Below are 13,303 nucleotides of genomic sequence, written 5' to 3' on the forward strand. Positions count from 1 at the left end.
AACCATTCTGCGCGCGGCACCACTCGATTTAGTCTGATTTCGTCTGTTTTCGTCCTGCGATCGGGACTTTCCTCGGCCGCGGATGGATCGTGCGAAATCGTCAACCTCCGGGACTCGCCATGCCCTTCACGCGTCACGCCATTCTTGCCCTGGCCCTTTCTGGCGAAGCCGCCATTGCCGCACCCTCGTTGATCATCGTGAACGCCAACGTCTTCACCGCCGACCCGGCGCAGCCCCGGGCCGAAGCCGTGGCGGTCGAGGACGGGTTGTTCAGTGCCGTCGGCGGCAATGCCCAGATTCGCGCGCTGGCAGGTCCGGCCACACGCGTCATCGACGCAGGCGGCAGACTCGTCACCCCGGGCCTGATCGAAACCCATGTCCACCTCGGCAGCACGCTGCCCTCAGTGCCGCTGCCCATGCCAGGGTTGCCCTTTCCCGGACCGACACCCGAACAGGCACTCGCCGCCGTTGCCGCCGCGGCAAGGACGCCCGGCAATTGGATCAGCGCCTGGATCGGCCCGCTCGTTGCCCGCGACCAGCGCAACTGGCGGGTGGCGCTTGACGGTGTCGCCCCCGACCGGCCGGTGCTGCTGCGCGGCTTCTGGGGCCACACGGCAATCGTCAACAGCGCCGCTCTGCAGCGAATCGGAATCACCGAGGACGTCACAGATCCGATCGGCGGCCAATGGGGGCGTGACGCCGCCGGACGGCTCAACGGCCGCGCGGACGAGGGCGCGTCACCCGTTCCCGAGATCCGCGCAACGCCGAATGACCCCGCAAAGCTCGCGCCGTCGTTCCAGGCCGCGGCTCAGCGTTATGCGCGCTGGGGGGTGACCAGCATCCACCTGATGAACAGCGGCAAGACGCTCGAGGTCACTCTGGACACGCTGGCGAAGGCGAAGACGCCGCAGAAGTGGACGGTCTATTCATGGGCGACCGGTGCCGTACCCAGCATTGCCGGCGCGTGGTCTGCGATGGACGCAGCGCCGAAGACCCTGCCGCCACGGGTGCGCATCGATGGCCCGAAATGGATGCTCGACGGTACGCCGATCGAGCAGAATGCGCTGCGGCGCGAACCGTATGCCGGGCGTCCGGACTGGCGTGGTCGCTCGAATCACAGCGATGCGCAGTTGGGCGAGATCCTGCAGACTGCGTTGCGTCGCCCCGGGCAGGTGGCGCTGCATGTCGTCGGCGATGCCGAAACCGATCGTGTTTTCGCCATGATGGAATCGCTGGCCTCCGCGGACGCGTGGCGGGAAAAGAGGGTTCGAATCGAGCACGGCGACGGCATCCGCGACGACACGCTTGCGCAGGCGGCTCGGCTCGGCGTCGTCGTTATTCAGAACCCGACACACTTCCCTCCCGCCGGCGCGCCTCGGCGTCCTTCAGAGCCACACTCGATGCTGAAGAGCCTGCTGGCAGCCGGCGTGCCGCTCGCGCTGGGATCGGATGCAGGTGCCGAGGAAGCCAACCCCTTCCTCAACATCATGCTTGCCACAACCTATGCCGCATCTCCGCGCGAGGCGCTGTCGCGCGAGCAAGCCTTGCTCGCCTATACGGCCGGTGCGGCCTACGCTGAGAAGCAGGAGGGCAGCAAGGGACTCATCGGAGTGAGCATGGCGGCCGACTTGACGCTACTTTCACAGGACATTCTGAACGTGTCTCTACCCGCATTGCCCGCTACGAGAAGCCTGCTGACCTTGGTGGATGGCGAGATAGCGTTCGAAGATCCGGCCTTGGCAGATACGTCCTCGCCCAGGTGACTTGAAGTGGCTGCCGTCGGTGCCGCATAAGCCGAACGAGACCAGAAACCAGTTACCAAGCAGGTCATGTGGATTCATCGCCTCGTCCTGATCCCATGCGCTCCGTGGGGTGCCGCATCTGCTGCGTGGAGGATTTCGATTCCGGACTTCTTCACGCCTCCACGGAGAGCGCGGGAAGAGTGGTCGATCGTCTGCCTCTTGGCACAAACCATGTTGGGATCCAAGCTTGAAAGCGAGTTCTAGACTGGTGCGGTCAATCGAATCATCCAAGCTCTAGGACCGCTTCAGCTTCGGCAGCGGAAGAATTCCGCAAGGGCGATCGCAGGGGCTTTCCAAAGACCAATAGGTACGTCTCGCCGTGATGAGATGGTGGCGCGCAGCGGTGAAGGAGGTGACTGATGACTGGCAAGGTCCCTGCACGACGGGGAATGCGCGAAGGGCGAGCGGTGGCGGTGAAGCGTTGGTGCTGATGCCCGTGGGCACCAACGACACTCATGGTGCTGGCCTGTTGCCGAGAATCTCCATGCGCACCACTTTCACGCCGCCATCAGCGAGTTCGGGCAGCCTGGCGAACCAAGCCTGAACATGCGGTGTGGCGTTGTGCGCCTCGAAGTCCGCCTGACTGGAAAAGATCTCGTAAAAGACAAATTGCCCCGGCGCCTGCCGGTCTTCGTGAAGAAAATAGAGAAGGTTGTTCCGTTCTTGCCGAACCTGCGCGACCAGCGGCAATGTGGCCTTGCGCATCTCGTCTTCTTTGCCGGGCTTGGCGCGGACCTCCGCGACGATGGCAATGGCTCCAGCGGGAACTCCGTCGTAGCGTAGGCCACCAGCGGACTGCGCCACCGCCGGTGTTGTGCTCGCGATCCATGTTGCTGCTGCAAGCGCTGCGAGCGCTGTGCGCCTCACTGTTCCACGGGGCATGTCGTTCTCCTTGCGTTGAATTGGAAAGGTACTTGGCCGTATCACCGGCTCGCGACTTTCAGGTGAGCGGCGCGCGCGTTGTCAAACACGCGTTTGACTGGCCCCAGCGCCTGAACGAACTCGAGTTGCTCACCCTCGGGACCTTTGCAATAGATCAGCGTCCACCCATTGGACTTTCCTTCCGTGATGCTGTTGCTGTTGGCGACCGTCGGGGCTGCCCGTCGCTGTTCTTCCGTCGTGACCGTGGCCACGCGATTGGCGCGCACTTGCGTCATCCCGCGTCGAGCCGATTCCGCTTCGAGATCGGTGATGAACTTGTTGAAATCGACGTCATCGCGAAGATAGAAGCAGATGTGCATCATGCGCGGGAATGCCGGACTCATCTTGTCGAGCGGCTCTGCAAAGGCTGCGCCGCTGCCGGTAGGCTGCTCTGCGTCGCGGTACTGCAAAAGTTCGATCACGACGTTGTCGAATTGGATGAAGCGCACATCCAGCCGTTGTGCGCCGCCTTTGAGGTCCGGAACCCCCAATGTCCGCGGGTTGACCCTGCGCACGCGCGCTTCGATTTCCTGGTCTGTGAGCAGGGTGTTGTGAATACGCTCGCCCTGAAAGTCGCCGTCGCGCATGACTTCGGTACCGCCGAGCACTTCCGTATAGAACGCATAGGCGCGGTCCATGTTCTGCACGGTCAGGCCGAAGTGCTGTACGCCTTGCAGTCTCGCACCAAGCGGTCCGCCGTTTCGCACCGCAGAGCTCGGTGGTCGATCCGCTTGCGCAGCCGCCGGTGAAGCTGCGAACACGAGTCCACCTAGAACCGCGGCTTCGGCAACTTGAACGAGCTCTCGGCGGTTCAACTTCATCTCACTGGGGTGGTGTGGGTATGTCACGTATGCACTCCTGGTACGGGGGTTGCGAAAAAGGCACCGACAGGCGCCCGGTCAGTATTCCTGCGAGGTCGGGCGCAGGACGATCTCGTTGATGTCGACATCGGCTGGCTGCTCGATTGCATAGGCGATGGCGCGCGCTACTGAGCTGGCCGGGATGGCGGCCTTGTAGATGTCCATCACAATCGATCGTGCGCCGCTTGTTGTGCCGTACTTGAGGTCGCTTTCGACGTAGCCGGGCGCGATGGTGGTTACGCGGATCTTGGGTCCGACTTCGAGCCGCAACCCCTCTGAAACTGCGCGCACAGCGAACTTGGTGCCCGAATAGACGACGCCGCCCGGAGCCGACACCTTGAGGCCTGCGACGGAACTCATGGTGATGATGTGGCCGCTTTCCTGGGCGAGGAAGGCCGGCAGCGCCGCTGCGATTCCATAGAGCGTGCCCTTGAGATTCACATCGATCATGGCGTCCCATTCGTCTGTGTTCACCTCTGACATGGGGCGGATGGGCATGAGGCCGGCGTTGTTGACAAGCACGTCTAGCCGACCGAACTCGGCAATCACAGCGTTAACGACTGCCTGCATCTGGCTCTTGTCGGTAACGTCCAATGGGCACGCACGTGCCTGGCCGCCTGCAGCACCGATCTCGGCAACGACCCTATCGAGCTTTTCCTTGCGCCGCGCCGCCACTGCGACCTTTGCTCCCTTCGAAGCAAGCAGGCGCGCGGTCTCCGCGCCGAGCCCGGTGCCGCCCCCAGTGATGAGCACAACTTTCCCCTCAGTGCCGTCGTTCATGATGGCCCCGCTTCAGTATGGTGGTGTGGATGTCAGTGCGGGGCTATTGCGCGAGATAGCCGCCGTCGATCACCAACTCGATGCCGGTGATGTAGCTCGCCTCGTCGGAGGCCAGGAAGAGGCAGCCGTTGGCGACCTCGAGCGGCGTGCCGCCGCGCTTCATCGGGGTCGAAGCGATGACGGCATCATTGAGGTCGCCCGCTTGTGCGTCGGTCAACGGCGTGTGGATGAAACCCGGATGCACCGAGTTCACGCGAATCCCCTCGGCGACATAGGTCATCGCCGCGTTCTTCGACATGTTGCGAACCGCTCCCTTGGCTGCGTGGTACGAATGTGCGCCCGCGACCGCGGCGTTGCCCCAAATCGACGAGATGTTGACGATGGACCCTGATTTCTGCCTTCGCATGACGCGCACCGCTTCGCGCATGCCGAGAAACACGCCGGTTTGGTCGACCGCGATCATCCGGTTCCACGCATTGAGGTCCAATTCATGGACGGGCTCGTAGGCAATGATTCCGGCGTTGTTGATGAGAACGTCCAGGCGTCCGCTCTTCTGAACGACAGCGTCGACTGCGTTCTGCCAGGCATCCTCGCTGGTGACGTCGAGTGTCATGGCGTGGATGCCGCTGGAGTAGGGTGTTTCGGCCGACGCAATGTCGGAGGCGAAGACCGTCGCGCCTTCCTTGGCGAACAGCTCCGACACGGCTTGCCCGATGCCACTGGCGGCACCGGTGACCAGCACTACTTTTCCTTGGAGTCTCATGATGAGTCCTTGCGTTGGCGTTGCGTTGCGGGACGGCTTGTGACCGGAGTTCCCGGTCAGACGGAGGGTGGCGTGGTGCCTGAATCAGGCGCCCAGCCGCCATGGAAAGTGAAGGGAATGCGCACCGGCAGACGGATCCTCGCAACAGGCTCGCCGCTGAAGTCCTGCGCATCGAGGATGACGATGTCACTGCGGTGGCGGTCGGGGTCGTAGACGGAGGACATGATCCAGCCCTCGTCTTCTGAGAGCGCCCCTGGCTTGCGCACGAAGACGGGCTCTGTCGTCATGCAACCGCGGCCGTAGTCATGAACTTCGTTCGTCCCTCGCTGCAGGTCATGCTTTATGGCGGGCCCGAAGGCCACGCGCTCACCCCAGTGCGCCGTGTAGATGTAGCGGTAGTGCAGTCCGCCACGGCGTCCGTTGATGCGCGGGAAGTCGTTTCCCCGGTCGTCCAACACGGTCTCGCTCAGGCGCCCGGTCGTGCGGTCGAGCGTCCAGCGCACCAGAACCGGCGCGCCTTCGTCGGGGCCGTTCTGATCCGTGCGAAACATGCTCGGGTGCTTGGGCAGATCGATGATGGTGAGGTCGCCGTCGTCATAGGCGTTGGCAAAGTGAAAGGCGAAGCAGCGCGGCACCTCGAACCATTGAAGACGTGAGACATCGCCATCGCGCGGCAGAAGGCCGATGCGAGAAGGACGGCGATCATCCCAAAGCCAGGGGAATCCGGTGTGCGAGCGCTCGGGCTGGAAGGTCACCGGAAAATCCGGGACGACGATGAACGCCTGCGTGAACGCCATGTCGTGGATCATTGGGATGTGCGGCAGGTCGATACGTGCCTTGGTGGTCGCGCGTCCGTCTGGCCCGATCGATACGTAGCGCACCGGCTGGAATGGCTCGTAGGTCAGTGCGTGTTGCTCGCCAGTGACCGGGTCGCGTTTCGTGTGGCCGGTGAAGCCGGCTTCGAGCGTGCCGCCGAAATCGGTGCGCCGCACACTCTCCAATTCGTAGTCGAGTTCGACCGGAAGCCCGCCGGCCTCTGCCACGGCGCAGAGCTTGCCGCCGACAAGAATCAGGTTCGTGTTGACGGGGGTGTCGCGCTGGCCCGCGCCTGGCCCTGGGATGGGTTCGACACGCCGAACCTTCGCCGTGTGTGCATCTACGACGAAGCGGCTGCGCATCCATTCGGCCTTGCCATCTCGCAGCCGCACACCGTGCGCCATGCCCGCGCCCATGAACCAGTGGTAGCTTTTGAGCCAGGCTACGTCGCGCTCGTCGACAGGGTTGGGTCCCATCCGCAGGAAGCGCCCGTTTAAGCTTTCGGGGATGCGGCCGACCACCTCCAGATCGAAGGCGGTCACCTCGTTCATCAGTGGTGCGAAGTTTCCCGTTACATAGGGTATGCCGGTGCTGTGGGCGGACGCAATGTCGCTGACTGCCGTGTCCATAATGACCCCTTCTGCGTTCGCCGTTGCGTGATGCTTTCGGCGTGCATGGAAGTGTGGTCCGCAGACTGGCCGTTGACGAGTTAATTGCGGTTAAGCGGAGGCGCGAGCCAGACTGCCACGGCTGCGCGTCAGATCGCGCCCCATGGCCTGACCGGCGAGGAAATAGTGCAGTGCAGCCCAGACAAGGAAAACGGCTACTCCGCATAGCGCGTAGCGCAAGCCTGCGGCGCCAAATTGCGGCGTCAGCTGGTCGCTGAGCCATCCGACCGCGAACGGGCCCAGGGAGGCACCGACCAGCAAGATGCAGAACTGCACAAGCGCGGCCGCGGTGGCGCGCATGTCGTCGGGTGCAAGTAGCTGGACGTTCGCCCAGGTGGGCGCCAGGCACAACATCCCGAGCAGATGGACCAGGCCCAGCATGACAAGCGCGGTCTGCAGATCTGGCGCCAGCCATGCCCAGATCGCAGCGGGGGCACACAGCGCCACACCGATCGAGGGGACGAACTGGCGCCAGCGGGGGTCTTTTCTGCCCAGCCTGTCGGCAAGAATTCCACCGCCGAGAATGCCGGCAGCGCCGCCCAGACCGCTGGCGATTCCCAAAGCCAGTCCTGCCTGGCCCGCCGACTGGCCATGCACTCGCATCAGAAAAGCCGGCCCGAATACGGTCATCGCAAAGTAGGCGACACCGAACGCCACACACGCGGCCGTCGTGTGCGCATAGGACCGGATGCCAAACATGTGCTTCACGACTTGGGCGAAGCTCGGTGCCGATGGGTTCGCCGGCACATTGACCTGCAGTTCGGGCAGGACCCGCCATACCAGCACCGCCAGCAGCACGCCAGGCAACCCGATCACGAAGAACGCATGCCTCCATCCCATGGCGTCGTTGATCCAACCGCCAAGCATCAGGCCGAGGGTGCTGCCGATGGGCACTGCGAGCGAGAAGACCGCGTAGACAAAGGCGTGGTTTCGCGCGGGATAGATGCGCGCGATAAGGGCATGAGCGGCGGGCATCGCGCCTGACTCGCCGGCACCGACACCAATCCTGGCCATGACGAGGTGCTGAAAACTCTGCGCAAATCCTCCCAGCGTGGTCATAAGGCTCCAGACCAGTAGCGAAGCGGACAGAACTGCGCGGGCACTGAAGCGGTCCGAAATGCGCGCGAGGAAGAGCGCGCAAACGGAAAAGGCGAGTGAGTAAGACGTGCCCGCCATCACCCCGAACTGCGCGTCCGATAACCCCAGCTCACTGCGAATGGCGTCGACCAGGATGTATGGCAATTGGCGGTCGATGTAGTTGACTACGTTGACCGCCAGGAGCAATGCCAGGATGAGAACACCGCTTCGGCTGTTTGTCTCGATCTTCATTGAACTCGTCGCTCCTGGGAAAGACCCGCGAGGATGTCGGCTGCGATCACGAGGTCGCGGGTTGCGAACCCCTCGGTGAAACGGTTGAATATGGGCAACAGCATCGTGTGCGCGTCACTCCCTCTTGATCGAGCGCACCAGAGCTTTGCGAGCGCGTTGGCTGCGCGCAAGCGCCATGACAATGCAGTGATCTCGTGAGCAATTGCCATGGACTTGCCAAGCAGGACTTCTGCTTCATCGGCCTGGGACTGGGCCAATCGAACGGAGGCCTGTATTCGGAGGAGTTCGGGAAGGCACCAGGCCTCGTTCTGTCCATATGCAATATCGAGCGCGGTTCGGATCGTTGTTTCAGCTTCGCCAAAGCGCCCACCCTGAACGAGCGCGTCCGCCAGAACGCTCAAGTAGTAGGGCATCCGCGCCAGGCAGTTGATATTGCGGAACTCCTCAATGGCGCCTTGGAGGGCATCAACGGTACCCGGCGATCGGTCGCCTTGCCTGCATGCCAGTGCAGCGCGATAGAAGCTGGCGATCGGGCGCCGGGTCACCAAGCCATGCTTGGCGACGTGTTCGTCGAGCCTAGCCACGCATCGGCCGCATTCCTCGTAGTACCCGCTCCAATACAGAACCGGGCACGAATACGAGAGGGCATTGTTCAGCGAAAGATGATGGGTTGGGCTTGCACGCCCGACCGCGGCGGCCACTGTGCGCGCGGCAGTGTCGGGGAAACCCGACAACCATTGAACATGCGACAGCGCACTCTCCAGCAGCACGATCGTGTCGAACATGTACCGCACGCCATACGATCCGTTGAAATAGCGCAGATCGCGCTGATGGAGGGGCTCGAGCCGTTGCCGGGCCTCTTGGAGACGACCGAGTAGAAGTTCGGCGATGGCCGAGTGCACTTCGCTCTCCGGCAGGGAGGATGGATCGTGCGCCGCGGCAACCGACGCAAAGTTCTCCAGCGTACGCAGCCCGGTGTCGTGCTCGCCAATGAAGAGTTCGTAGATCCCGATCATCGACAGGCAGCGCAGCCGATAGTCGGTGTCGTCGAGCTGAACGGCAATCTCCAGTGCCCGCCGAACGGCGATAAGCGCTTGGGGTTTAAGACCATGCGTGAGCATCGTCGAGCCGCCGAGCCACAGCTTGAGCTTCATCTCGAGCGCTGTTCCAGCAAGTCCCGCGGGTTCGAGCTCCTCGACTGCTCGCGAGACATGGACGCGGCATTCGGCGGTGAGCGAGAAGTGATTCCAAAGCAGGGTTCCTGCGACAGTCAGTCGAATGAGCAGCGAGCGATTCGCCTCATCGCGCACAGCCCATGCGAGGGCTCCGCGTAGATCGTCGAGGACGCGTGCGTAGGTGGACCCCCACTCTTGCGCAGGACGTTGCGCCCATTCGCTCGAGGCCCGATCAAGCACGGCGCACACATACTCGGCATGCCGGTGGCGCACCGCCTGCTCTTCTGCGTTGACTCGCAAGCGTTCGAGGCAATGGGTTCGCGTCGTTTCCAGCAGGCGATAGGCAATACCGTCGGCGTCGAGATCCATCGCAAGAAGGGATTTCGCGGCGAGTTGCGCCAGTCTCAGTGCAGCGTCGTTGGGAGACGCATTGGCCACCGCCGATGCGCCCGCAATGTCGAACACGCCGGCGAATACCGACATGGCACGCAGCAGCGCGGCTTCTCCTTCCGAGAGAAGGCCGTAGCTCCAGTCGAGGGTCGCCGTCAGCGTGCGTTGTCGATCCGGGCCAGCTCGTCGCCCGACAAGGTTGTGGAATCGCTCGTCGAGTTGCTTCAACAGACCACCGACACCGAACACATCGACGCGCGTCGCGGCGAACTCGATCGCAAGCGCCAAACCATCGAGTCGGCGGCAGATCTCTGCGACAAGCGGAGCATCCGAGTCGCACAGCTTGAACGATTCGAGCCTCTCGGTCGCGCGATCGACGAAGAGTTGAACGGCGGGGAAGGTAAGGGCTTCTTCGGCGCTCAGGTGCGCCGATTCAGGCGGCGTGCCTAGCCCCGACAGCCTGCGAACGCACTCCCCCTTCACCAGCAGTGGCTCGCGGCTCGTGACGAGAATCTTCACCCCGGGTGCGTGTGCCAGGATCTGATTGGCGCAGGCGGAGGCGGCCTCGATGACGTGCTCGCAGTTGTCGATCGCGAGCAGCATCTCACGGTCACGCAGAAACTCGCACAAGGTGGCGAGCATGCTGGCCGAATACCCGGCCAGACCGAGCGTCGTCGCGATGGCATTGGCCACAAGGGCCGGCTCCGTCAGAAGTGCCAGGTCGACCAGCCAGACACCGTCTTTGAGCGACCCGAGTGCTCCCTCGGCGACTGCAAGTGCAACCGTCGTTTTCCCGATGCCGCCAGCGCCGATGATGGAGACGAGGCGCGAGTCGTCGAGCTCGCGCCGAATGGCGTCGATGGCGGCCGACCTGCCGAAGATGCGCGTTGTTCCGGTCGGCAAGTTGTGGTTGGGTCTAGCTGCTCCCGAAGCGAGCGGTATCGGGCCGTCCGATCCGCTTGCCAAAACCGAGGCGACGAATCGATAGCCCCGTCCGACCACCGTCGCGATGAATTGCGACGTACCCACCCCGTCCCCAAGAACCCGTCGCAGGGCCGCCATGTTGACCTTGAGGCTGCCCTCGTCGACCACTACGTCGGGCCAGACGCGCGCCATCAATTCGCGCTTGCTCACAAGCTCGCCGGGGTGTTCCACCAGCGCCGTGAGGATGTCGAGGGCGCGCCCACCGATCCGGACTGTGCCGTTGCCGCGCAACAGCAGCTGGCGCTCGGGCACGAGCGTGAATGGCCCGAAGGCGAAGCTTCGCGAAGCTTGCGGGTCTGTGTCGTCTGCCACGACCGTCTCCGTCTGCGTCGGGTGCGCTACTGCAGATCGACCAGCAGCCTGGCGGCGACGACCATATCGCGGGTTTGGAAGCCCTCACTGAAGGCATCGTAGACGGACTTCAGCATGGTTCTCGCCTCCTTTGTGCGTGACTGGGCCTGCCACAGTGCCGCCAGATCATTCGAGGCGCGCAAGTGCCAGGTCAGCGTTCCGATTTCTTTCGATACTGAGATCGACTGCAGCAACAGCAACTCGGCCTCTTCATGTCGAGCTTGGTCATGGGCCACGAAAGCCTGAATGCGCAGAATTTCGGGCAAGCACCATTTCTCGTTCTGGAGCGCCGCAAGCTCCAGTGCCTCGTGGATCGTTGCCTCGGCCTCTTGGAAGCGGGATTGCTTTGCCAGTGCATGCCCCAGTACGGCCATGTAGAAAGGCAGCCTCGCCATGTGGCCGATCGCCCGAAACTCGACGACCGATCGCCGGAGCCTGTCGATCCCGTCAGCGTGCCCGGGCTGCCCGATGGCAGCAATGGCGCCGCGACAAAAGGTGACGATGGGCCGCCAAGTCATGATTCCGTGCCGTTCGACATGCTCGTCAAGCATTTCGGCGTGGCGGCTGCAATCTTCTTCGCGGCCGAGCCAGAAATACAAAAGGGTGTTGTAGACGAGAGCGATACTCAACGAGAGTTCATGCGACGCCTGGCGTCCGTACTCGAGTATCTTTTCCGCTGTCCGCGCCGCGGTCTCGGGAAGCCCTGTCATAGCTTGCACGTGACTCAGCACGACCAGTATGTTGACGCTGTTGCTGTACTGAAAGCGCGCGAAGCGGGCGTCGTTGAAATCCTGCGAATGCTGCGCATGGAGACGCTCCATGCGTTTGCGCGCGCTCTGGAGCCGGCCGACGAACATTTCTCCAAGACACAAATGCGTCTCGCCTTCTGCTGACGCCGAAGGATCTTCGACTGCGGCGATGGACTGGAAAGTCTCGAGCGTACGGATTCCTGCATCGTGCTCCCCGTTAAACAGCTCATAGGCTCCGATCAGTCGCAGGCAGCGCAGGCGGAAATCAACGTCGTCGAGTTGCTCCGAAATTTGAAGAGCACGGCGCATGGCCAATCGCGCCTCTGAGACGATCCCGCACGTATAGAGGATGGCGCCCGCCAGTGCAAACTGAAGGTTCATTTCAACCGCCGTGCCCTCGGAGCCAGCCTCGCCGAGCTCTGCGATCGCCCGTGCGAGATGCGTGCGACTTTCGTCTGTCAGCGAAAAGTGGTTCCAAAGCAGCGTCCCGGCGGCCGTCAGGCGGATCTGCAGGCGGCGATGTGCGGAGTTTGAAATCGTCCAGGCGAGCGCGGACCGGAAGTCGTCGAGATAGGCGCCGTATGCGGCCCCCCAAACACGGGACGGCTGCTGTCCCCATTCACTGGCTGCCCGCTCCAGGGCCGTGCAGACATACTCCGCGTGGCGTAGGCGGATCTGCGAGTCTTCGCCGGCAGCAACGAGCTTTTCCAGGCAATAGGCACGCGTGCTTTCCAGGAGGCGATAGCTTGCACCCAGCGCATCGGTTTCGACCGACAGCAGGGAATTCGCGCCAAGCTCTGCCAGCTTGCTTGCTGTCTCGCTGGGCGTGCTGACTGCCACGGCCGAGGCGCCCGAGAGTCGGAATGCGCCAGTAAAGACGGAGACGTCTCGCAACAGGCGGGCTTCGCTTTCGGGAAGCAGGCCGTAGCTCCAGTCGAGCGTCGCTGCCAGCGTTCGGTGTCGCTCGAGACCAGCCCGCCGCCCCGCGAGCAGACGAAACCGGTCATCCAGTTGTTTCTGCAGGCCCTTCACGCCGAAGACGTCGACTCGCATGGCGGCAAGTTCGATCGCAAGGGCGATGCCGTCGAGACTCCTGCAGATGTCGGCAACGGCGGGCGCGTCCGCATCGTCGAGAACAAAGCTCTCCAGCCGGTCGGTGGCGCGATCGACGAAGAGATCGATGGCGGGATAGGCCAGCGCGTGCTTCGCCGTCAGATCGGTGGAGTCGGCAGGCGAGGCCAGGCCCTCCAGCCGGTGCACCTGCTCGCCGTCCATGCGAAGCGCAGCGCGGCTCGTGGTCAAGGCATGGACGCCCGGAGCTTCACGCAGGAGCTGTCCCACGCATGTGGCGATGGCAGAGACCATGTGCTCGCAGTTGTCGAGAACAAGCAGCATCCGGCGCTCCCGCACGAACCTGCAGAGGGCGGAGAGGATGCTCGCCGAGTGCACGACCAGGCCCGTCGCGTTGGCGATGGCATTCGGCACCAGGGACGGGTCGCGCAAGGGCGCGAAGTCTACCAACCAGACACCATCCAAGAACGCGCCGATCGCCCGTTCCGCCACCGAGATCGCCACCGTCGTCTTGCCGACGCCTCCCGCGCCGACGATGGAGACGAGCCGGGACCGGAGCACCTCTTGATGAAGGAGGTCGATGACCTCTCTTCGTCCGACCACACGCGTCGCCATCGCCGGGAGGTTGTTGTTGCGGCCTCTCG

Annotated in this window: 9 protein-coding genes; 1 reads left to right on the forward strand and 8 read right to left on the reverse strand. The window is 63.2% G+C overall.

Annotated features, from left to right (window positions below; translation table 11 throughout):
- Positions 1-119 precede the first annotated feature (119 nt).
- The gene (locus QTH87_RS22865; protein ID WP_286612370.1) at positions 120-1,763 is read left to right on the forward strand and encodes an amidohydrolase; all 1,644 of its coding nucleotides are present in this window, start codon (positions 120-122) and stop codon (positions 1,761-1,763) included.
- A gap of 492 nt (positions 1,764-2,255) precedes the next feature.
- Here the strand turns inward: QTH87_RS22865 and QTH87_RS22870 are convergent, their stop codons facing one another.
- The 8 genes from QTH87_RS22870 to QTH87_RS22905 all read right to left on the reverse strand — a co-directional run bounded on the left by QTH87_RS22870 (position 2,256) and on the right by QTH87_RS22905 (position 13,274).
- The gene (locus QTH87_RS22870) at positions 2,256-2,684 is read right to left on the reverse strand and encodes a putative quinol monooxygenase (protein ID WP_286612371.1); all 429 of its coding nucleotides are present in this window, start codon (positions 2,682-2,684) and stop codon (positions 2,256-2,258) included.
- A 41-nt stretch (positions 2,685-2,725) separates the two neighbouring features.
- Positions 2,726-3,544 carry a VOC family protein gene (locus QTH87_RS22875; protein WP_286612373.1) on the reverse strand — a complete coding sequence of 273 codons (819 nt, stop codon included), beginning with the start codon at positions 3,542-3,544 and terminating at the stop codon, positions 2,726-2,728.
- Positions 3,545-3,622: 78 nt separating this feature from the next.
- Positions 3,623-4,363 (reverse strand): SDR family oxidoreductase, encoded by a 741-nt coding sequence (locus tag QTH87_RS22880; RefSeq protein ID WP_286612374.1) that lies wholly within the window; start codon positions 4,361-4,363, stop codon positions 3,623-3,625.
- A gap of 43 nt (positions 4,364-4,406) precedes the next feature.
- Entirely contained in the window at positions 4,407-5,126 is a 720-nt protein-coding gene (locus QTH87_RS22885; protein ID WP_286612375.1) for an SDR family NAD(P)-dependent oxidoreductase, read from the reverse strand.
- A gap of 56 nt (positions 5,127-5,182) precedes the next feature.
- Positions 5,183-6,571: a carotenoid oxygenase family protein gene (locus tag QTH87_RS22890; protein WP_286612376.1), complete on the reverse strand. Its 1,389-nt coding sequence runs from the start codon at positions 6,569-6,571 to the stop codon at positions 5,183-5,185.
- 90 nt (positions 6,572-6,661) lie between these two features.
- Positions 6,662-7,939: a spinster family MFS transporter gene (locus QTH87_RS22895; protein ID WP_286612377.1), complete on the reverse strand. Its 1,278-nt coding sequence runs from the start codon at positions 7,937-7,939 to the stop codon at positions 6,662-6,664.
- Positions 7,936-10,800, reverse strand: coding sequence for an ATP-binding protein (locus QTH87_RS22900; protein WP_286612379.1), 2,865 nt, complete (start codon positions 10,798-10,800; stop codon positions 7,936-7,938). Before QTH87_RS22900 ends, QTH87_RS22895 begins: the two co-directional genes overlap by 4 nt.
- A 26-nt stretch (positions 10,801-10,826) precedes the next feature.
- Positions 10,827-13,274: an ATP-binding protein gene (locus tag QTH87_RS22905; protein WP_286612381.1), complete on the reverse strand. Its 2,448-nt coding sequence runs from the start codon at positions 13,272-13,274 to the stop codon at positions 10,827-10,829.
- Positions 13,275-13,303: the final 29 nt, after the last annotated feature.

The sequence above is a fragment of the Variovorax jilinensis genome (assembly GCF_030316885.1).
In the GTDB taxonomy this organism is placed as follows: Bacteria; Pseudomonadota; Gammaproteobacteria; order Burkholderiales; family Burkholderiaceae_C; genus Variovorax; species Variovorax jilinensis.

Bases quoted from the DNA above. Each gene is read 5' to 3' on its own strand.
- QTH87_RS22865 (WP_286612370.1), top strand. From the start codon at position 120: ATGCCCTTCACGCGTCACGCCATTCTTGCCCTGGCCCTTTCTGGCGAA.
- QTH87_RS22870 (WP_286612371.1), bottom strand. From the start codon at position 2,684: ATGCCCCGTGGAACAGTGAGGCGCACAGCGCTCGCAGCGCTTGCAGCA.
- QTH87_RS22890 (WP_286612376.1), bottom strand. From the start codon at position 6,571: ATGGACACGGCAGTCAGCGACATTGCGTCCGCCCACAGCACCGGCATA.
- QTH87_RS22885 (WP_286612375.1), bottom strand. From the start codon at position 5,126: ATGAGACTCCAAGGAAAAGTAGTGCTGGTCACCGGTGCCGCCAGTGGC.
- QTH87_RS22895 (WP_286612377.1), bottom strand. From the start codon at position 7,939: ATGAAGATCGAGACAAACAGCCGAAGCGGTGTTCTCATCCTGGCATTG.
- QTH87_RS22880 (WP_286612374.1), bottom strand. From the start codon at position 4,363: ATGAACGACGGCACTGAGGGGAAAGTTGTGCTCATCACTGGGGGCGGC.
- QTH87_RS22875 (WP_286612373.1), bottom strand. From the start codon at position 3,544: ATGAAGTTGAACCGCCGAGAGCTCGTTCAAGTTGCCGAAGCCGCGGTT.
- QTH87_RS22905 (WP_286612381.1), bottom strand. From the start codon at position 13,274: ATGGCGACGCGTGTGGTCGGACGAAGAGAGGTCATCGACCTCCTTCAT.